The organism is Streptomyces sp. NPDC005574 (genome assembly GCF_040605435.1).
Taxonomy (GTDB): domain Bacteria; phylum Actinomycetota; class Actinomycetes; order Streptomycetales; family Streptomycetaceae; genus Streptomyces.
On the sequence record NZ_JBEXCW010000050.1, the window covers coordinates 11,196 to 32,519 of the forward strand.

General features: G+C 73.0%; 4 protein-coding genes. All 4 read right to left on the bottom strand.

Annotated elements, in window-relative coordinates:
* Positions 1–76: 76 nt before the first annotated feature.
* The 4 genes from ABZT03_RS27245 to ABZT03_RS27260 are packed head-to-tail and all read right to left on the bottom strand — an operon-like array spanning position 77 to position 21,297.
* Positions 77–17,827: a hypothetical protein gene (locus ABZT03_RS27245; RefSeq protein WP_356043801.1), complete on the bottom strand. Its 17,751-nt coding sequence runs from the start codon at positions 17,825–17,827 to the stop codon at positions 77–79.
* Positions 17,828–17,834: 7 nt separating this feature from the next.
* Positions 17,835–18,176: a hypothetical protein gene (locus ABZT03_RS27250; RefSeq protein WP_356043804.1), complete on the bottom strand. Its 342-nt coding sequence runs from the start codon at positions 18,174–18,176 to the stop codon at positions 17,835–17,837.
* Between the two features lie 6 nt (positions 18,177–18,182).
* Positions 18,183–18,641, bottom strand: a complete 459-nt coding sequence (locus ABZT03_RS27255; protein ID WP_356043806.1) for a YbaB/EbfC family nucleoid-associated protein — start codon at positions 18,639–18,641, stop codon at positions 18,183–18,185.
* Between the two features lie 34 nt (positions 18,642–18,675).
* Positions 18,676–21,297: an AAWKG family protein gene (locus ABZT03_RS27260; protein WP_356043809.1), complete on the bottom strand. Its 2,622-nt coding sequence runs from the start codon at positions 21,295–21,297 to the stop codon at positions 18,676–18,678.
* Positions 21,298–21,324 lie beyond the last annotated feature (27 nt).

Below are 21,324 nucleotides of genomic sequence, written 5' to 3' on the forward strand. Positions count from 1 at the left end.
TCCTCCTGGCGGAGTTGCTGTGGGGGGCGAGGCCCACCGGGCCGTGGCGTTGCTGTCGGGTGTCACCGGCCATGTCTCAGGCCTCCTGCGGACGGGGAGCGAGCGCGGAATAGACCACGCCGTCGTACGCGATCCGCAGCGGAACGCCTGAGCCGGGGCCGTACCGGTGTTCGGTGGTGCCCGGACCGGTGATCACGATATCCCGGCCGACGGCGTGCGCGGTCAGCATGGCCACGGTCGCCGGGTAGTCGGCCAAGGGGGTGCGCCGGAGCAGGAGTTGCACCCGCTGCGCGCGGTTCAGCGGTACGGCGTCCACCCTCAGCCGGTCGCCCAGGAGCGCGGCCTCGGCCAGCTGGCTCTGCGGGAGGTCGATCCCCAGGGCGCGGATCTCGGCCGGCGTCACGGTCTCGTCGTCGGGCACGAACTCGGCTAGCGGCGCCCGCGACGGCCCGGCCCCGGGCGTGCCGGTGTCCGTGCCGGTGACCGCGCCCGTCCCCGGTGTGGCCGAGAGCCGGTCTGCCAGCCAGTCGTGCAGGGCGTCCCTGCCGGTTGCGGCCGGTGCCGGGGCGGGGTCCGCGGAGTCGTCGCCTCGGGGAGTGTCGCTCCGGCTCGCGAGCACCGCGTCCCGCAGCGCCGCCACCAGTGAGTCCTGCGGGGACCGCTGGACGCGGGGCTCGTTCGCGTGCGGGGTCGGCCGGGGCCAGCGGGCCGGGGTGGAGGCCAGCGATCCCGTCGGCACGTCGACAGGCTGGTTCGGCACGGTCGTCGCCAGTGCGCGGAGGCGTGCCTCGGCCCGCGTCTGGGCGGCGGTCGCCGTGGCCTGCCGGGCGCGGGCGTCGCTGACCAGGTCGTCCAGTTCCCGCCGCCGTACACGGGCCTCCCGCGCCGCGCCCTCCGCGGACTCGTGCCGTCCCACGGCGTCGGTGAGGTCTCGCGCGCGCTGCCCCGCTGCCCGGCGGGCCCGTTCCACCTCGCCGCGCAGGCCGGGCAGCGAGCCCTCGGCGACTCCGAGGCTCTCCTGCTCCACGCTCAACGCCAAGCGGACGGCGCCGAGTTCGGCACGGTGTCCGTCCCGCACGGCGCGCAGCTTCTCCAGAGCCTCGCCGGCCTCGCGGGCCCTGGTCCGGTCGGGGCGCTCGGTGTCCTGCTCGGGCGGGTGGTTGCGCTCGATGGCGGCCACCGCCGACTCCGTCTCCCGGACCGCGACTTCGGCGGCGCGTACGTCGCCGGCGAGCGTGTCGATCCGGGTCGTCAGGCGGGTGGCGAGCGTCGTCAGGCGCGTGACCTCCTCCGACGACTCCTGCCGGGCCCGCTCGGCTCGTTCCAGGGCGGCCTCGGCGGTGCGGGCGCGCTCCCGCGCGGTGCGGGACGCGGCGCGGGCCTCTTCCACGAGCCCGGCCTCCCGTCGTACCGCGTCGTCGGCGTCGGTCACCCGCGCGGACTGCGCCTCGGCCTCGCCGGCGGACGCGAACTCCTGCCGCCGGGCGCCGTGTTCGGCCTCCGCGGCGCGGACCAGGGAGGACGCCGCCTCGCCGAAGCGCCGCCAGGCCTCCCCGGCTTCGGCCGACGGTTCCCGGGGGGCCCCGGTGGCGTCGAAGCCCCACACACGGAGCCGGTTGTCGTCGCCGCGGACGACGAGCTCCACGGGCTTGCCGGTCTCCGCGGCGGCGCGTGAGGCGGCGAACAGGGCCCGGCCCAGGTGGTGTTGCTCGGTCGGCGTGTCACTCTCGGCCGTAGTGGGGGTGTCGGTGTCCAGGGCGAGCCAGAGCTGCGCCCCTTCGTCGGCGTCCGCGATCTGCGAGGCCAGGAGGCCGGGCAGGCCGCGCAGCGGATGCCGCCGCCAGTCCCGCAGGTCCGCCTCCGCGACGGCCTCGGGCCGGGTGCCGGACGTGGTGTCGGGTCCGGTGGGCGGGGCGGCGGCCCGGGCCTCGGCGTCCGCGGCGGCCCGCACCATCGAGGGCAGGTCGTACACCTGGGGGTGCGTACGCGGGGGAGTGATGCCGTGCCCCAGCGCGTCCCGCTCCCCGATGCGCACGGTCGCGGTGCCCGTGACATGGCGTACGCCCCGCGGGCCGCGCACCGTGATGTGGGTGTCGACCAGTGCCTCGTAGGTGCGGGTGCCGTGGGAGTCGCCCGTGGGAGCGGTCGTCGTGCCCGTCTTGAGCCATTCACGGCGGCCACCGCCGGCGCCCTCGGTGGTGCCCGTCGTCCGAGGCTGGTGCGCGAGGACGGGCACGGTCGCGCCGCCGAGTGTCCGGTTGTCGTCGTCGTGGCTGTAGGCGCCCTGGAAGCTGAGGCCGCCGGTGGTGCCGGCGCTCTGCGAGGACCCGCCGCCGACACCGCTGAGCGACAGCCGGTCCAGGGTGACGTCGGCGGCCTGGGTGACTCGGCGCGGGTGGTGCAGGCTCACGGACAGGGTGGGCGGGTCCGTGGGCTCGGACTCGAAGGGGTAGGCGCCGGGCATCGTGCCGGTCAGGCCGGCCGCGGTGCGCGGCTGGTCGAGGGCGATGTCGCCTGCCTGGATGAGTTCACCGATGCGGACGGTCGTGCTCTCCGCCGACGTGGACGCCTTCAGGGACCGCCACGTCCGCCGCTGACCCGGTGCCACCTCACCGAGCGCGGTGGCGAGTTCGTCCGCGGCGTTGAACTCGAAGACCGGCGCGGGCCCCGTCGGCACGAAGTGGCCGCCCGGCAGGGCCGGCGCCGCCGGACCGACGGTCGGCGGGCGCGGTCCGTCCGCGTCGTCGGCGGTGGCGGCCTCGCTGCCGGTGAAGCGCAGGGTGACCGTGGCGGGCACCGACGCCGTGCGGTACGGGCCGTTGCCGAGCACCCGGCTGATCCAGCTCGCGGTCTCACCGGCCCGCTCCGGGTCCTGGTCGCCGTAGGCGAGGACGCCGCCCCGGAGGAGGCCACCGACGATGTTGGGCGGCCAGTCCGCCACGAGTTCCGACCGGACGGCGACCTCGTACACGTAGTCGAGGTCGAAGTCGGCGGCGTTGTCGGTGCGCAGCCAGAACCGGTCCTCCGCCGTGGTGACGGCCTTCGTACCGTGACCGCGGGTGCTGCTCGCGCTCAGGACGGGCCCGCTGCGGTCGGTGCGGGTGTCGTGTTCGGGGCGCGGGTAGCGCGTGGTGGGGTTGAGGGTGAGCCCGTGCTGCGTGGTGCGGGTGGTACCGGTGGTCTCGCCGGACGCGGTGTGCGCGTGGTACTGCTCGAGGCCCGTGCCGGGGCCGGCGTTGCGGCCGCGCGCGGTGCGCAGGGCGTTGGCGTCGCCCCGGGGCCGGGCCGTGAGGGTGACCTCGACCAGGCGGGCGCCGCCGAGCGCGAGATGCCTGAAGTGGAAGCGCTGCACCCCTCGTGGGCCGCGACCGGGCAGGGCGCGCAGACCGGCGGTGGAGGTGAGGTCGGCGATCCGCGAGGCCACGCCGGGCAGATGGGCGGAGTGCCCTGGCCGGGTGACACCCGGCGCCTCCGCCTCGACGAGAGCGGTCAGTTCGGCACGGAGCCGGTCCCGCCGCTCCACGAGACGACCGGGGGACGCGGCGTCCCCCTGGCCGGTGCGGGTGCCGCCGGAGGCGCTGCTCGGCTGCGGCGCGGGTTCGTCGGACGATGTTACGGCGGGGCCGCCGGACGGCGTCACGACCGGGCCGCCGGGCTGCGTCACGGCGGGGGTGCCGAACGCCGCTACGCCGGGGGCGTCGGACGGCCGTACGGTGTGGGCGTCGGTCCGCTGTCCGGCCGGTTCGCCGAGCTGGGTGACGGACAGGACGCTCGCCAGGCCGGGTTCCCCGGTGCGGGTGAAGCGCTGCGGCAGGGGCAGTGTCCCGGGGGCCGCCGGGGCAGCGTCGAGTCCGTCGATTCCGGCGAACCACCGCTGTTCGCGGGCGAGTTGCCCGTTCGTCATGAGGAACTGCACCGCTTGCGGGATGTCCACGGCCACCGTGACCGGGCTGTCGCTGCCGTAGCCCAGGGTGTTGCCGACGGCGTTGCGTGTCCCGCGCCGGAGCGTGACCAGGAGGGTCGCGTCGGCGACGACGCGGTGTTCCTCGTCGCTCTCGGTGGCGGTGCGGTTGACGGAGGTGCCGGCGGAGAGGGTGGCCGCGTCGTCCGTCCTGGTCGTGCGGGTGTACTTCGCGGACGGCCCGAAGGCCGGTGGCCGCTGCGCCGGGGCAGCGGACCCGCCGGTGCCCGCTGACGGCACCGGCGCCGGTGCCGCCGTCGGTGCGGGACCCGTGTTCGGGGCGGGGCTCGTGGTGGTCGGCGCCGGTGTGGTCGCGGCCGCCGGGGTTCGCGTGCCCGTGACGGCGACGCCCAGTTGATGGCTCGCGCCGGCGGACTTCTGCTGGGCGCTGGAGTCGACGGAGACCACGCCGGTCTCCAAGTACTGCTTGGCGGTGCCCAGATGACGTGCGTCGCGCAGGACGCCGCGGATCTCCAGGGAGTACTCCTGGTCGGCGCCGAGACCCGGCAGGGTGATGCCCTCGACGACGTAGGCGCCCTTGAGGATCTGGTGTCCGCGCGCCGACAGGTTGGCGGGCGACAGGGCTGCCTGGAGCACTTCGGCGGCCAGCGTGGTCGGATCGGTGTTGCTCTGCCCGGCCAGGCCGGTCGACAGCAGCCGGGCCGCGTCCCTGAGCACCGCGGGGCTCGCCGCGCCCACCGCCCCGCTGACGGCGGCCAGCAGTCCGGGCTCCGGGCGCCCCGGGTGGCTGCCCTCCGCGAGCCGCCGTACCGCCTCCTGGAGCACTCCCGCGCCCCGGAAGACGTCCACGATCGAGTCGTCCGGGAGTTTGACGACCCCGGCCACCGGACTGCCGTCGGGGCCGGTCATCGCCAGCCGTTGCAGGTCGGTGTCGTCGGGACGGCGGACCGTGGCAGCCGGCGCGGGCGCCGCGGGGGTCTCGGCGGCCGCCAGGGTGCGGTGGCGGGGGACGGCCAGGGTGATGGTGCCGGAGAGGGTTCTCGGCAGCGGTCCCGGCGCGGGCGGCTGCTCGCCGGGCGGCACGTAGGGGTGGGCGACGGTGTGTTCGGCGAAGCGCACGGCGGGCTCGGCGCCGGGACCGTCGTACAGGTCGAGGGCGAAGCGGGCCGGTACCTCGAACTCCTCGCTGCCCTGGTTGGTGCCGATGAAGAGCTGGTCGTGGCCGAGGCCCGAGCCGGCGGTGGCCGTGTGTGCCGTCTGGTGGGCGAAGGTGTAGTCGCCGCCCCCGCCGAGGGTGCCCGAGCCCTTGGTGAAGGGGCCGACGGGACCGCTGACCGAGCCGCCGAAGCCGGCCGACCAGCCGTAACCGGAGGACTGCTGCTCGGTGCCGCCCATGCCGAACGAGGTGAGGGCGACGTGCTGGACGGACGGACGGGTACGGGTGTGCCGGCTGCCAGGCGTGGCGTCGGTGCCGGTGCCGACGTCGCGGGTGGCGGTCAGGTTCAGCTTGATCCGGTGTGTGCCGGTGGCCGTGGGGCGTTCCAGCCAGAGGCCGTGACCGCCGTCGACCATGGCGTCGGCGGCGGCCCGCAGCCCGATGTCCGAGCGGGCCTGCTCGAACCGGCGCAGGTTGTTCAACTGGGCCTGGACCAGGGCCTCGTCGGGCAGTACCCGGTTGCGCAGGGGCGTGTCGGTCCGGGGCGGCAGGTAGCCGCTCGCGCGGAGCCAGTCCTCGGCGTGCGCGAACAGTTGCTGCGGGCCGTGCAGCCTGAGCGGCACCGCGGTGATGCCGAGGCCCTGGAGGTTCTCCAACTCGGCGGGCAGCGAACGCAGTTCTCCGTCGGCCGGAGTGTCTCCCCGGGCATCCTGCCTGGCCGGCAGGCGCAGGTGCATGCCGTCGGGCCACGAGTCGAACGTGTGGGTGGTCTCGCCGCCGCCCGGCCGGACCAGCGTGACCGTGTGCCGGACGTCGGCGGGGGTGAGCAGGTGGCTGCGGTTGGTGCGCAGCGCGTGCATGATGCCCGCGCTGCCGCCGCTGCCGAGGGTGTCACTGGTCTGCCAGCGCACCCCGCCCTTGCCGAGGACGCCGCCGGAGACCGCGCCGGAGGCGTCGGGATGTCCGGCGGCGAGGCTGCCGGTGAACGCCGGACCGACTCCGAGGTCGACCCCGACCCCGTTGGTGACCTTGGCCTGGCCGTCCACCTTGACCGTGTGGACGAGGTGGCTCTCCAGGTTGATTTTGCCGTCCTGGCTCTGGTGCGTGGGCCGTCCCGGCGTGACCTCGGTGGTGACCTTCAGCATGCCGATCGCCCGGCCGCGCGCGTCCAGCAGCAGCGGCGAGAAGATGCCGCCCGACAGCTGCATGGGCAGGGTGCCGCGGAGGACCGGCTCGGAGAGGAACGCCTCCAGCGCCTGCGCGGAGGACTCACCGAGCGCGGACAGGTCCGCGTGGAGGACGCCCCGGACCGTCTCCAGCAGCCGGTGCGGTTCCGCGACGGTGTCCACCCCCCACATCGGAAGGTCGTCCAGCCGGGCCGGCGACGGCAGTACGGCGTCCACGTCGGCGTCGACGGCCAGATGCTCGGGGAACCAGACCGTGACCGGCCCATGCCCTTCCGCCACACCCCAGTTGTCGGTCGGCGCCATGCGCGGCACATCGACCCGCACCTCCCAGTCGGTGTCGAACCGGTAGGCGTGGGACAGCTCGTTGCTGCGCTGCGCCGTCGTGGTCTGCACGACCTGGGTGACCGACGTCGACAGCGACAACTGATTGTGCGTCAGCGACAGTGAGGGGCTGAAGTCCCAGGCCCGCACGGGTCCGACCTTCGGGACGGGCAGGGACGCCGACCACGGCACGGACACCGTCCGGAAGGTGCCCGACGCCTCGGTGTCGCCCCACTCCTGCGTCCCCAGACCACGGCGCTCCACCCGTACGTCGGGGTCCGACGGGTCCTGCGAGCCCTGCCGCCGCGACGGCAGGGGGTCGCGCAGGGCGAGCCGCACATCGACGGTACGGCGGCGCCCGTCGACCTCGACGGTGATCCGGTGCCCCATGCCGCTGCGCAGATACGGCAGGTTCAGCACCAGCTGCTCTCCACTGAGCAGGCGCCGCAACCGGGCCCGCACCGGATGGTCCTGGGCCACGGGCGCGGAAAGGCGCAGCGCCCGCAGCACCTGCTCGTGCAGGCCCGCCACGACCTGGGCGGGAAGCGGCTCCACCTGCACGAGCCCCACGTTCCCGTCGCGCTGCGTGCCGTACCTCCGGACGTACGAAGACGGAGTCACCGGTGCGAGGGGGGAGGCGGCGGTGGTGGTGGTTCTGCGGCGGGGTGGGGCGATGGTGTCGTGGTGGGGGTGGCCGATGAGGGTGGTGAGGAGGGCGAGGTGGCGGGGGCGGAGGCCGGCTTGGGTGTAGTGGGTGCGGTCGTGGGTGGTGGCGGTGTGGATGTCGTGGGGGATGGGGCGTTGGTAGATGCCCATGAGGCTGCCGTGGATGTCGGGGCGGTGGCGGGCGGTGTCGTCGCGGTGTTCGTCGCGGAGGCCGAGTTGGTGGCCGATCTCGTGGGTGAGGTCGGTGGTGGTGGCGTTGGTGCGCCAGGTGTGGTGGGAGGTGCGGTGTCCGGTGGTGGGGTCGGCGAGTTGGACGGTGAGGTGGGGGGTGGTGCCGGGTGGTGCGGGCAGGACGGTGACGTGGAGGCGTTCGCCGGTGGGGAGGCGGTAGTGGGGTGTGTTGAAGGTGTGGTGGACGCCTGTGGTCACGCGGTCCCAGACGGCTTGGCGGTCGGTGTCCGGTATGGCGTCGGCGTTGGAGAAGGCCACGGTGACGGTGAGGTCGATGACGGGTTCGCCGTTGTGGGTGAAGCGGCGGACGTCGAAGGCGGAGTCGACGCGGTACTGGGTTTTTTTGCCCTTGCGGGTGGTGGGGGTGGAGACGGGGTCGACCCAGCTGTGGGAGCGGGGCACGGGCGTCGCGGCCGAGCGCGCCGCGTGCCACCCGGCTTCCGCCGTCGCCGCGTCCGGCTTCCCGGGTGTCGGTGACCCGTCGGCCGAATCCGCCAGCGGCGCGAACGGATCGGCCGAGTCCGTGGAGGCCGACTCCGTGACCGCCGTGCGGAGTTGGGCGATTCTCGTCCGTGCGTCCGCGACCGACTCCCTGGTCCGCGTGAGCTCCTCGGTGACCGCCGTGAGCTCCGCCTGCTGCTCCGCGAGCTCCGTGTTCAGCCGTTCCAGACGTTCGGCCGCCGTACGGGCGTCCCGCTGGTCCGGACGCTCCGCCTGAGGCGTCGGCGTGGCGGCCCGCGACCGGACGCGGTTGATGGCGTCGACACTCGACGTGAGCTGCCGCAGCCGGATCCTGGCCGCCCGGATGTCCGTGGTGAGCTCGCTGATACGCCGCCGATGCTCACCCCTTCGGGTCCGGAGCTGGGCGATCTCGCCCTCCAGGTGGGTGATCTCGGCCTCGATCGCCGCGATGCCCTCCCGCGCCAGACGGATCTGCGCCTGCACGGGAGTCTCGCGGTGCCCCACCAGGTACGCCGAGATGTCCGTCAGGTCGGCGTCCGTGAAACCCTTGTGCCGGGTGTTCGGGTCACCCGCGACCTCGGGCTTGGGGTCCTTGCGCACGTTGTCGCGGCCACGGACCCACGAGGGATGGTTCACCTCGGCCGTGTTCCGCCGGATCGCCTCCTTGAGCTCCTCGTTGTTCCTGTCCGACTTGGAGAGCAGTTTGTCCCGCTCCAGATCCGTCCGGATCCGGACGACGTACTTCCCGGAGCGCGTGGGCGGGGTCACCAGGATGCGTTCGTAGCCCGGCGCAAGGCCGCCCTCCCGGGTCCTGCCGTCCGGGGTGGCGGCATGCCATTTGGCCATGCGGTCGCCGCCGTGACTGCCCTCCTCCTCCATGTAGCGGACGGTGTGACCCGCCAGGGCGAGGGCTTCGAGGTTGCCGCTGCGGAAGCCCAGATGCCGGAGGCCCGCTGGGGAGCCGCCGTTGAGCCGGCCCTGCCGGTGCAGGTACTCGTACAGCCGCATCTGCCCGATGCGGCTGTCGCCGCCCCAGGTCCGCACGCCCTCGCGGTCCGTCCAGAAGTCGGTGAGGTCGTGGACGTCGAGTCCGGCCGTCCGCTGCGCGGCGACGATCGGCCCGTACTTGTCGCGCAGCGCGTGATGGGTCTTCGCGTCCCCCGCGATGATCACGAGGGGACCCTTGTCCCCTCCGGGGCGCGGGCGCCGGTTGATGCCGCGGAGGATCTGCTCGATGCCGGTGTAGCTGGTGTCGTGTTCGACGTGGACGTCACCGCGCTTGCCGCTGAAACGGGACCACAGGACGATCGTGTCCCGGCCCGGCTCGACCGTGATGCCCCGGCCGGCCAGCCAGGAGGCCACCGCCGCCTGCTGGTCCGGGGGGAAACCGGCGTCGTCCAGGCGCCAGTTGGCCCGGAGCCGAGCGCGCAGGTCCTCGTCGAAGTGCTTCGCGACGAGGGTCGTGCCCGACCCCACCGGGACCAGGTAGTTCTTCCGCTGGTTCTTGGTGAGGCTCAGGAAGTGACCCGCAGTGACCCGGTCGGTCTCCAGCTCCGCGGCGGTCTTGATGTCCGCGGCCTCGAAAGTGGTGGCTTCCGTGAAGTGCACCTGCCGCTCCGGGACACCGCCGGCCAGATAGAAGTCCCGGATGTCCGTGCCCTTGTCGCGCGGGTCGGCCCCCTCGCCCCGCGGGCCGCCGACCACCACCACATGGAGGTTGGGGTCGCGCAGCAGCGCCGCCGCGATACCGAACTGGTCGCCCGTCGCATAGCCGGGCTGATGGATGACCATGCTCGGCCGCACGGCCGGGTCCGGCGGGCCGACGAGGGCGTCGAACCGGGCGGCGAGGTGGGTGAAAGGGCTCTCCTGCGGGGCGTCCGCCGTGTCACGGAGGCCGAGCGCGCGGCCGAACGCACGGGCCAGGTCGGCGGGGGTGTCGTCGGTGCGCCACAGCCGGCCGGAGGCGGGACGGCCGGAGTCCGGGCCGGTCAGCTCCACCGCCAACTGCGCGTCGTCACCGGGCGCGACCCGCTCGACGGTGACGTGCAGCCGTTCGCCACCGGGCAGCCGGTGGCCCGGGGCGTTGAAGACCTGCTCCACACCGTCGGCCAGGTGGTCCCACAGCGCGTCCGCGTCCGCCTCGGGGACACCGTCGGCGTCGGAGAGGGCCACCTTGACGGTGACGTCCACGATCGGGATGTCGCTGTGACTGAAGCGGCGGACCGTGAAGCCGGACGGAATGTCGTACGACGCCGTCCGGCCGCTGCCGCTGCCGCTGCCGCTGCCGCTGCCGTCGCCGTCACCGTCGTCCTGCGCCCGGTGCGGGTCGGGGTTCTCGCTGTGGCCCTGCCGGGGATACGACCGCTCCACGGGCGCGGCGACGGCACGTGACATCCGCCAGTTCTCGGGCAGCGGCACGACCGCGGGGGAGGGGTCGGAGCCGTCCGCGTCGACCACGGGCGCCAGCGGATCGGCGGCGTCCGGCGGAGTGGACCGCGACGCCTGGATCGCGGTCCGCAGCGTGGTGAGACGTTCATCGGTCCGGTCGAGTTCGATGCGCGTCTCGGCCAGTTCCGCGGTGATCCGCCGCAGCGCCGACTGCCGGTCGGCGAGCTCGGACCGCAGTCCCGCCAGGCCCTCGTCGGCCACGCGCGCCCGCCGCTGGTCCTGCCGCTCCGACGCGGGGGGCGGCGGCGGAGCGTCGCGCGGCACGCCGAGGTTGCGGTTGATGGTGTCGACGACCGATCTGAGCTGCCGAACGCGCCGACCGGCCTCGGCTATCTCACGGTTGAGTTCGGCGATCCGCCTTCGGTGCTCGGTGCTGCTCGCCTCCAGCCGGGCGATCTCGCCGGTCAGACGGGCGATGTCGGCCTCGACGGCCGCGATGGCCTCGTGCGCCAGCCGGAGCTGGGTCTCCTCGGGCGTCTCCGGAGTCGGCTCCAGGTAGTCCGCTATCGCGTCGAGGTCGCTGTCCTTGAAGCCCTTGGGATAGGTGTTGACGTCCTCGTGGATGGGGGCGGGTTTGTCCGCCTTGCGGACGTCCGTCTTGCCGCGTACCCAGTGCGGGTGGTGGAAGTCGTTCGCGGGATCGTCGATCTTGTTCCTGAGGTCAGTCCTGGTCTTGTCGGCCTTCAACTCCTTCTCGTAAGAACCCACTTCGTCGCGGATCTGGACGACGTACTTCCCCGACCGGGTGGGCGGGGTCACCAGGATGCGCTCGTACCCCGGTGCCAGCCCGCCACCTGCCGTCCTGCCGTCGCCGGTGGCGGCATGCCACTTGGCCATGCGTGCGCCGCCCAGGCTGCCCTCCTCCTCCATGTAGCGGACGGTGTGGCCCGCCAGGGCGAGGGCTTCGAGGTTGCCGCTGCGGAAACCCAGGTGCTTCATCCTGGACGCGTCACCGCTCCAGCGCCTGCTGCGGCGGTCGAGGTACTCGTAGAGCCGCATCTGTCCGACGCGGCTGTCACCACCCCACGTCCGCACGCCTTCCCGGTCCGTCCAGAAGTCCGTGAGGTCGTGCACGTCCACGTCCCGCGCACGGTGTTTCGCGACGAGCCCCGGATACTTGTCCGGCCGCCCGGCGTTCGTCTTCGCGTCCCCCGCGATGATGACGAGCGGCGGCTTGACGCCGTCCGGGCGCGGTTGGCGGGAGATGCGGTCGAGGATCTGCTCGATGCCGGTGTAGCTGGTGTCGTGTTCGACGTGGACGTCACCGCGCTTGCCGCTGAAGCGCGACCACAGGACGATCGTGTCCCGGCCCGGCTCGACCTCGATGCCCCGGCCGGCCAGCCAGGAGGCCACCGCCGCCTGCTGGTCCGGGGGGAAACCGGCGTCGTCCAGCTGCCAGTTGGCCCGGATCCTGGCGCGCAGGTCCTCGCTGAAGTGCTCCGAGACCCAGGTCGTACCCGACCCGACGGGGATGAGGAACCTCTTCTTCTTCGTCGCGCTCAGTCCGGTGTACGGGGTGGGGGTACCCGCGGTCACCTCGGCGGCCACCCTTTCGGCTGCGGCCTTGATCCCGGGCGCGTCCAGGGAGGCCGCTTCCTCGAAGTGCACCTGGTGCTCGGGCACACCGCTGGCCCGGTAGAAGTCCGCGATGTCACGGCCCTTGTCGCGGGGGTCCGCGCCGGCACCCGACGGACCACCCACGACCACCACATGCAGGGCGGGGTCACCGAGCAGCGCGGCGGCGATACCGAACTGGTCCCCCGTCGCATAACCCGGATGTGTCAGCAACGCCCTTGCGTCCGGCGGCGGTTGCGTCGTCCCCGAGGCCCCGACTGCCTGCCCGGTCGACGGACCGGCCACGGCGTTGCCCGTGAACGGTGCGAGGGGGGAGGCGGCGGTGGTGGTGGTTCTGCGGCGGGGTGGGGCGATGGTGTCGTGGTGGGGGTGGCCGATGAGGGTGGTGAGGAGGGCGAGGTGGCGGGGGCGGAGGCCGGCTTGGGTGTAGTGGGTGCGGTCGTGGGTGGTGGCGGTGTGGATGTCGTGGGGGATGGGGCGTTGGTAGATGCCCATGAGGCTGCCGTGGATGTCGGGGCGGTGGCGGGCGGTGTCGTCGCGGTGTTCGTCGCGGAGGCCGAGTTGGTGGCCGATCTCGTGGGTGAGGTCGGTGGTGGTGGCGTTGGTGCGCCAGGTGTGGTGGGAGGTGCGGTGTCCGGTGGTGGGGTCGGCGAGTTGGACGGTGAGGTGGGGGGTGGTGCCGGGTGGTGCGGGCAGGACGGTGACGTGGAGGCGTTCGCCGGTGGGGAGGCGGTAGTGGGGTGTGTTGAAGGTGTGGTGGACGCCTGTGGTCACGCGGTCCCAGACGGCTTGGCGGTCGGTGTCCGGTATGGCGTCGGCGTTGGAGAAGGCCACGGTGACGGTGAGGTCGATGACGGGTTCGCCGTTGTGGGTGAAGCGGCGGACGTCGAAGGCGGAGTCGACGCGGTACTGGGTTTTTTTGCCCTTGCGGGTGGTGGGGGTGGAGACGGGGTCGACCCAGCTGTGGGAGCGGGGCACGGGCGTCGCGGCCGAGCGCGCCGCCTCCCACTGCGCATCCGCGGACGTGACATCGGCGGACGTGACATCCGCGGCCGGTTCGGGTGACCCGTCGGTCGTGTCCGCCAGCGGCGCGAACGGATCGGCGCCGAAGGGACTGTCGGCATCCCCCATCAGATCGCCGATGTCCCACGCCTCGCCGTCCTCGTCGCTGTCCTGCCCCTGAGGGTCCGGCGTGACCTGGGCCCGGGCCTGGGTCGGCACAGGCGCGGGAGCGGGGGCAGGCGGTGGAACACCCTGTCCGGTCCGTACGGGTCGAGCGGGCGTCACCGGTGTCGTCTCGGCGTCCTGGCTTCGCGCCTGCGCGGCCGCGGGTGAGGGCGTGGCCGTGGCCCCCGGACGCGCCCTCGGCGGCGTCCCGGTGAACAGCGAGTGCAGCCCCTGGAGCAGCTGGTCGTTGTCCGGGTCGTCCGCCTGTGCGGCCAGGCCGGTGAAGTAGCGCCCCAGATCGGAGGCGGGGTCGGCCGCGTCACGGATCGCCCGCGCGATCCTGCCGGCGTGCTCCTCGTCGTGGGTGGGGGCCACCGACTCGGCGGCCGAACGCAGGGTCCGCGCCTGTTCCTCGCGCAGCCGCTCGGCACTTCGTACGAGTGCGTCGCGCTGGGCCGGCGTGAGATGGACGATCTCGTCCTCGAGCCGCTCGTACCGTCCGAAGTCCCGGGGGTCGATGGGTTCGAGGAGCTTTCGCGCTGCCGGCAGGTCGCTGTGGTCGGCGCCGAGGACGTCCGCGACGAGGGCGTCCGCCTCCCGGCCGAAGGCAGCGCGGACACGGTCCATCTCGTCGACGCCCAGCTGCACGGTGGTCGCCCGGCCGCCCGTCGGGGGCAGCGCACGCAGCACGCTGACAGCGGTCTCCGCGCTCTCCAGGGTCTTCCAGGCGTCCGAGGACCGCTGAGCGTCGGCCCATTCACTGCCCTGGACGATCGCCTCCGTCGCCTCCGTCAGCTCCCTCACCGCCGTGGACACGCTGGGCGGAGCGGTGTCCTCGGTGTGGCCGAGCAGGTCGTACGGCGTGTTGTTGGTCCGCACGGACAGGTAGGGGCGGCCCTGGAGCTGGAGGGTGTTCGTGGTGTTCGCGCCCTCCACCACGGCGGGCAGCGAACCCAGCTGGTACACCCGCCGGAACAGGTCCTGCGAGAGGTTGCCCGCCTCCACGACCACCACGTCACCGGCCCGGGCGTCCGCGAGGGCGGCGGGCAGGGCGGGGTCGTCCAGCTTCATCGGCCGGTACCAGGACTCCCCGTAGGCGGGGGCGAAGTCCACGGTCGCCCGGCCCATCGCCAGGATCACCGACACCCCGTCAGGGCGGGCGTCCCGGACGCCGCCCGCGAGAGCCGGCAGCGCGGAGGCACGCTGGGCGGGCTCCAGGTTGTGCAGGCCGTACGCGGGCATGAGGTCGGCCCGGCCGCTGCCGACCGCCTCGACGACGGCCTTGAGGCCGGTCGCGGCCTGCGGGGAGGCCGCCTGCCCGTCGATCATGGCGGCCAGGTCCGCGCCGGTCGCCCTGGGCACGTGGAACCGGAACAGGGAGCTGTCGGGCGTGCCTTCGGGGCCCTGGAGATCGGTGACGGTGGCAATGCCCGGTGCGGTACGGGTGTACGTGTAGCGGTGGCCGCCGTCCCAGGCGTACGGCCTCAGCACCAGGGCGCGGTCCGCGCCGGCGAAGTCCAGGAACCTGTCGGCCTTCGCGGGATCACCGGTCATGCTGTCGTTGGCGGCCACCAGGACCAGGTGATCGCGACGGTCCGCGCCGCCCGGAACGTGCGTCGAGCCCGGGTCGAAGGTGTCGTCCACCCAGTCGATCCGCTGCTTCGTGCTGTCCGGCAGCAGGGCGTCGAGGCGGTCCTGGACGCTTCGCGGCGCGATGACGGTGAACCGCTTGTCGTAGCCGAGCTCGGTCAGCGCGTCCATCATCATGGTCGCCGCCGCCTGATGCCCGAAGTTGGCGGCCTCGTCGACCACGACGGTCACCCCTGGCAGCCGGTCCAGCTCGCCCCGGACCAGCTCGCGCTGCTCCACCTCGTACGGGGTGGGCGGCGCCCCCCTGCGGCCGGCGCCGATGCGGTCGAGCAGGGCCTGACGGTCGTGGGACGAGGCGGTGAACAGCTCGTGCCACAGGGCGTGTTCGGGAACGGCCGGGAGAGGTCCGCCGCGCGGGGACGACGCCGTCACCGCCGTACCGGAGAGGCCAACCGGCGTATGAAGGACGGGAGTTGCCGTGCCCGGGACGGAGGCCGGGGAGTCCGTGGCGACGGCCGTGGGCGCCGAGGTCGTCGGAACGGGGGTCGGGGGGCCGGCCGTGTCGTCGTCAGTCACCGTCGCGCCGGGCGACGTGTCCGTCTCCACCGTCCCGGCGACCGGGGCGAACGGGTCCGCGCCGCCGGTGGCCTCCGTCCTGACGCGTGGCGGGGCGGTCGTGTCGTCGGGGTCGCCGATGAGGGTGTTGAGAAGGGTGAGGTGGCGGGGTCTGAGGCCGCCCTGGGCGTAGTCGGCCTGCTCGTCGGCGGACACCGTACGGACGGCCTCCGGGACGGGCAGCTGGTAGGAGCCCATGAGGCTGCCGTCGATCCGGGGGCGCTGCGGAGCCGTGTCGTCGCGGCTCTCGTCGCGCAGGCCAAGCTGGTGGCCGATCTCGTGGGTGAGGTCGGTGGCGGTGCCGTCGGTGCGCCAGACGTGGTGCGAGGTGCGGCGCCCGGAGGCCGGGTCGGCGAGTTCGACGGTGAGGTGGGGGGTGGTGCCGGGCGCCGCGGGGACGACGGTGACGTGCAGGCGCTCCCCGGTGGGCAGCCGGTGGCCGGGCGCGTTGAAGGCCCGTTGCACACCCTCGGTCATGCGGTCCCAGACGGCCTGGCGTTCGGCGTCCGGTACGGCGTCGGCGTTGGAGAAGGCCACCTCGACGGTCAGGTCGACTACGGGTTCGCCGTCGTGGGTGAATCGGCGGACGTCGAAGCCGGAGTCGACGACGTAGCGCGTCACCTGACCGTCGGCGCCCTTCGGTGCCGACACCGGGTCCACCCATGTGTGCGACCGCCCCACGGGTGCGGCGGCCGCTCGCGCGGCGGTCCAGCCGGCCGGCGCGGAGGGCGGCGCCAGTGGTGACGCGGGGGAGACCGGTGAGAGGGAGGGGACAGGGGTGGCGGACGTGGTGTCGGTCCGCACGGGCGTCGCGTCCGGACCGGCGTCCGGCGTCGGGGACGTCGCGTCCTGCGCGCTCGAACCGGCGGGGTTGTCGCTCGTGCCCGTCGACGTGATGCCGTCGGCGTCGGGCTGCTGATCCGCTGGGGGCGGGGCGTCCTCGGAGCCGTCGGAGTTCCGCGCGTGCCCGGAGTTCCGGGAGGCCGAGTCCGGTGAGCCCCGGTGGTTCGTGCCCGTGCCCGAGGGCTCGCCGCCCCGTCCCGGGCTGCCCGCGGCGGGTGTGCCGGCCCCGCTGCCCGTACCGGGCGGGACACTGGACGACGACGTGGGAACCGCCCCGGAGCCGCCGGCCGCGCCGGTGACACCCCCTCGGCCGCCCACACCTCCGGTGCTTCCGACGCCCCCGGTGTTCCCGACGCCCCCCGTGTTCCCGTCGCCTCCGACCTCGCCCGCTCCGCCCAGGGCTCCCGTCCCGCCGAGACCACCGGTGGACAGATCGACGTCCACCGTCCCCGACCCCGTCCCCGACTCCGTCCCGGGAACCGTCCCCGTGCCGGAGACCGTGTCCACCCCCGTGCCGGAACCCGTTTCCCCGGCCTTCCCCCGGCTCCCCCTGCCCGTGCCGGAGCCCCCGGTCCCGTCGGCTCCGCCGGGCGACGACACGTTGACGCCGCCGAAGTCGAAGCCGGAGCGGAACGCGCCGCCGAACTTCGAGGCACTGTCGAAGAGCGCGGAGGTGACCACGGAGCTGAGTCCCGCTCCGAGGAAGGTGTCCCAGCTGCCCTCCCACTTGCCGTTGAAGAGGCCGTTGACGAAGACCTCGGCCAGCGCTTCCGAGCCACCCGCCACCAGGAACTCGTTGCCGCTGCTGCCCGTGCCGCGCACGAAGCGGTCGCCGAAGCTGTCCGACCTCCGCGGGTTGTCGAACTTCGAGGTGATGTCGTCGGTGATGTTCTTGGTGTTGGTTCTGCCGAACTGGTTGCCGCCCGGGCCGTCCACGAGATTGCGGAAACCCTTTCCGACGTTCTTGGTGAAGGAGTCGAAGGCCCCGTGGAACAGTCCGGTCAGGGCGCCGAACACACCGTCCTGGACGATCTGGCCCCAGTCGAAGTTGTCCGGCCGGCGTCCGGGCGGTGCCATGGTCATCATCGCCAGCCGCACCGCGAACGTCTGGAACGCCTCGTCGAACGCCTCCGACAGACTCGGCAACAGGTGGGTGCGCTTGAGGAGATGGTCCAGGGTGGCCAGGATCGCCACCCGGCTGCGGGCCTTCGCGGTGGCCGCCTGGCTGGCGGCGGAACCGCCGGTGAAGAACGACAGTGCGGTGACGATGGCCAACTCGATGAGCAGACGCACCAGTTCGGCGATGATCTGCCACTTCGCCTCCATGATGTCCATGGAGATCTTGACCCGGCCGTCGCCGACGTCGTCGAGCTGCTTGGAGAACTCCCGCAGGTAGTTGGTGCCGCCGTTGTCGACGAACAGCCGCATGGCCCGCACGTACTGCTGCCCGACCTGCGGCGGCAGCGACTGGCCGACGCCGAAGACGGACTGCTCGATCAGGTCGGACAGGTCCCGGACGTTCTTGCCGAGCCGCTTGTACGGCTTGTGGCTCGCGTACGCCAGGTCCTCGTCCGCTTGCAGCATCTTCTCGCCGATGAGCACGAAGAGCAGGTTGTTGAGCTGGGGCGAGACGATGATGCTCATCGGAGGGTCAGTGCCTTCCGCCGCGGCGGCCCGCCGAGTTGATCGAGTCGATGACACCGCTCTGGGTGGTGCGGATGTTGTCGAGGTTGGCCAGGGTGCCGTCGGCGACGCTGACCACGGCGTCGACCAGCGAGGTCCCCGTGTCGAGGGCCGTCTTGCGTTCGCGCTTGTCCTGCGGGACGACGTCCTTCGCGAAGCTGTCGTCGTGGCCGGTCCAGCCGACGGTCTCGTTGATGCCCAGGGTGAAGTCGCGCAGCATCTCGTGGGCGAGCGCGCTGATCTGGTCGATCTGCCGCACGCCGGCGGCCAGCCGCTCGGGCTCGGCGTAGTAGGCGTTTTTGTCGCTCATCCGGGATCAGTCCTCCGTGTCCTCGTGGATCTCGTCGCGCAGCCGGCGGGACGAGAGGCGGTCGTCCCCGGCCCGGGGGCCGTCGAGGACGCCGGGGCCGAAGATCTTGTGCCAGTCGACGTTCACCCCGGGCAGTTCGGGCACCGCGTCGTGGGGGCGGGTGAACGGCTCGAAGGCGTGCATGACCTGACGGGCCATCACCGACCGTGCCTCCTGGGCGGCCTCCAGCACACTGGCGGCCAGTTGCGCGGCCGGCATGGTGCGGTACTTGCCGTCCAGGAAGCGCAGCGCGGTCAGGTCGCCCTGCGCGCTGACGGTGACCTCCACCGCGCGGTCCTGGGAACGCACCGTGGAGCTGGCGGTGCTCAGTTCGCGCTCCGCCTCGGTCACCGCCGCCTGGGTGGCCTCGAGATCGGCCATGGCCCGGGCGAGGCGCTGCTCGATGGTCTCCCTCATGTCGCTCATGTCCGCGTCGCCTCCCTGTGTCCGCGCATCGCGCTCAGCGTCCGATCACGGCGGGCGCGCCGCCGTCGTCGGTGCCCCACACGTCCTCGTCCTCCTCGACCCAGCTGCTGCGGCCGCGGTCGCCGCTCTGGGTGGCCTGGCCGCCCTGGGTGCCGCCGCCCGCGGGGTAGTAGGGGCTGCCCGTACTGGTCGTCGCGGTACGGCCCCGGGTGACGACCACGTCCTCGTCGTCCTCGGTGGCGCGCCGCGCTCGTGACCGGCCGCGGGTGTTGCCGCCCGCGTCGGTGAGGACGGTGCGGACCCGTTCGCCGCTGTTGCTGTTGTTCCCGCCGCCGCCCATGCCGCCCATGCCGCCCATGCCCGGGAAGAGGGGTGTGCCGCCGGAGCCGCCCGCCTCCCCCGTGCCGCCCGCCGTGCCGTCGGCGAGGCTCGCGGACGAGGGGGCGCCGAGGGCACTCGCGGACAGCAGGTCGCTGGTGCTGCCGTCGTCGTAGTCGGAGTAGCCCGCGTAGTCGCCGTCACGACCGCCGGCGCCCGTGTCGAGGCCGTCCAGCAGGCTCGACGTGGTGAGCGCCGAGGAACCGCCGCCGCCCAGGCCGTCTCCGAGGTTGCCGGAGGAGGTCAGGTCGTCCAGGTCGAAGCTGCTGCTCGTGGTCGGTGTGACGGTGTGGTCCGCGAGGTCGCCCAGCCCGTCCCCGAGGCCGGTGCTGATGTTGCCCGTGGTGACCGTGCCGTCGGGGGCGGTGGTCGTCAGGGCGCCGGTCTCCGGGTCGATGGTCGTCTTCGTGCCGTCGGGGAACGTGGTGGTGAGGGTGCCGTCGGAGTTGAGCGTGGTCGTGCTGCCGTCCGGGTTGAGATGGCCGCCGGGGATCGTCAGGTCGCCGGTGGTCTTCGTGCCGTCGGGGGCGGTGGTGGTGACGATGCCCGTCTCGGGGTCGAGGAGCTGGGTGGTGCCGTCCGGGTAGCGGGTGGTGAGGGTGCCGTCCGCGTTGAGGGTGGTCGTGCTGCCGTCGGGGTTGGTGAGCGTGGACCCCTTGGTCGCCGGGTTGCCGTCGTCCGTCGTACCGCCGAGACCGAGGCCCAGCCCCGCGCCGAGGTTGGTGCCCGTGCCGTCCCCGAGTCCGTCGCCGAGGCCGTCCCCGAGTCCGTCGCCCAGCCCGTTCCCGAGGTCGGACAGGTCGCCGAGGCCGTCGGTGAGGTTGCTCGTACCGCCCGGGCCGTCACCCAGGCCGCCGAGGCCGTCCCCGAGGTTGCTGAGACTGTTCCCCAGCCCGTCCCCGAGGTTGTCGAGGCCGTCGCCGAGCCCGTCACCCAGGTTGTTCAGACTGTCGCCGAGGTTGTCGAGGCCGTCGCCGAGGCCGTTGCCGAGGTTGTTCAGCGAGTTGTTGAGGTCGTTCCGCTGCTGGTTCGCCTGGTCCTCGGCGATCTGCCGCTGGTCGTCGGCGTAGTTCTCCGACAGGGTGGATGTGTCCTTCGTGCGCAGTTCGGCGAAGGCGTCCTCCAGGTCGCTCCACGCCGTCTTGAGGTTGGTGAGCGAGGTCTGGGCCGGCGTGACGAGGTCCGTCTGCACGTTGTCGTTCCACTGCTTGACGGCCTCCTCGCCCATCTTCTTCCAGGACGCCATGTCGTGGAGGTCGCCGTACTCGGGATGGACCTGCTTGAAACCGGCGTTGGTGGCGTAGTTCTTGGCGGCGCCGTTCGAGGACACGGTGGTGTGCTTGATGTTGTTCTCCAGCACCCACACGGACACCTTGTCGAGGATCTCCATCAGGATCCGGTGCGGGTCGTGGCGGCCGTCGGCGGCCCACGCGTCCCAGGCGTCGCTGAGCGCCTTCGCCTCCGTCATCAGCGCCTTCTCCGCGGTCGCCAGTGCCTGGCTGAACCGCGACTTCGGCACATGGCCGCCCGGCATGGCCTCCGCCGCGGCGGTGCCCTCGGGGGCGAGCTGGTCGACGTAACCGTCGTAGTTGCGGTGCAGTTGGTGGATCAGCTGCCAGAACAGTCCGGCTGCCTGGCCGCGCCAGGCCGCGTTCTCCGAGCCGAGGGAGGTCTCCCACTGCTTGAGCACGGCGGCCTGGTCCTGGAAGAACTTCTGCCCCCGGTCGAAGGCCTGGGCGGTGCGCTCGAAGGAGTCGGCGTCCACGGCCTCCGCGTTGAGGACCGTCAGTCCGTTGTACGAGAACCCGCGCGTCGTGCGGCCGGAGCGCAACTGGTCGATCGCCGCCCTGGAGCCGCTCTGGTACTGCGACAGCAGGCTCAGGTCCCACTCGTTGCCGAGGACGCCGGTGAACTTGCCCGCGCTCCACAGTTCCCCGGCGTCCAGCAGCCGGGCGCGGCCGTTGCCGTCCACCGGTACGCCGATGAACACAATGTTCGCCTGGTACAGGGTGCCGCCGTCGTGCTTGCCGTCACCGCCGGCGTGGACGAACGCCAGGTCGTAGTCCTCGCCCTCCTGCGTGTGCCAGCCGACCAGGACGGAGAAGTTGCTCGACGTCAGCTCGGTCGACGCCAGGGGCGAGATGTCCATGCGGAAGAGGGGGAAGCCCTCGCTGCTCAGAAGCGAGTCGAACACCTTCTTCCTGCTGGGGACCGGGTAGCCCGTGTAGAGGGTGACTGCCTTTCCCCAGTAGTCGTCGGCGTCGGAAACGATCGGCATGGCGGGGCTCCGCTGCGTGGGGGTGGA

What these genes read in the sequence shown, in the direction of transcription:
- ABZT03_RS27255 (WP_356043806.1), bottom strand. Translation starts at nt 18,641, where the DNA reads ATGAGCGACATGAGGGAGACCATCGAGCAGCGCCTCGCCCGGGCCATG.
- ABZT03_RS27245 (WP_356043801.1), bottom strand. Translation starts at nt 17,827, where the DNA reads ATGAGCATCATCGTCTCGCCCCAGCTCAACAACCTGCTCTTCGTGCTC.
- ABZT03_RS27250 (WP_356043804.1), bottom strand. Translation starts at nt 18,176, where the DNA reads ATGAGCGACAAAAACGCCTACTACGCCGAGCCCGAGCGGCTGGCCGCC.
- ABZT03_RS27260 (WP_356043809.1), bottom strand. Translation starts at nt 21,297, where the DNA reads ATGCCGATCGTTTCCGACGCCGACGACTACTGGGGAAAGGCAGTCACC.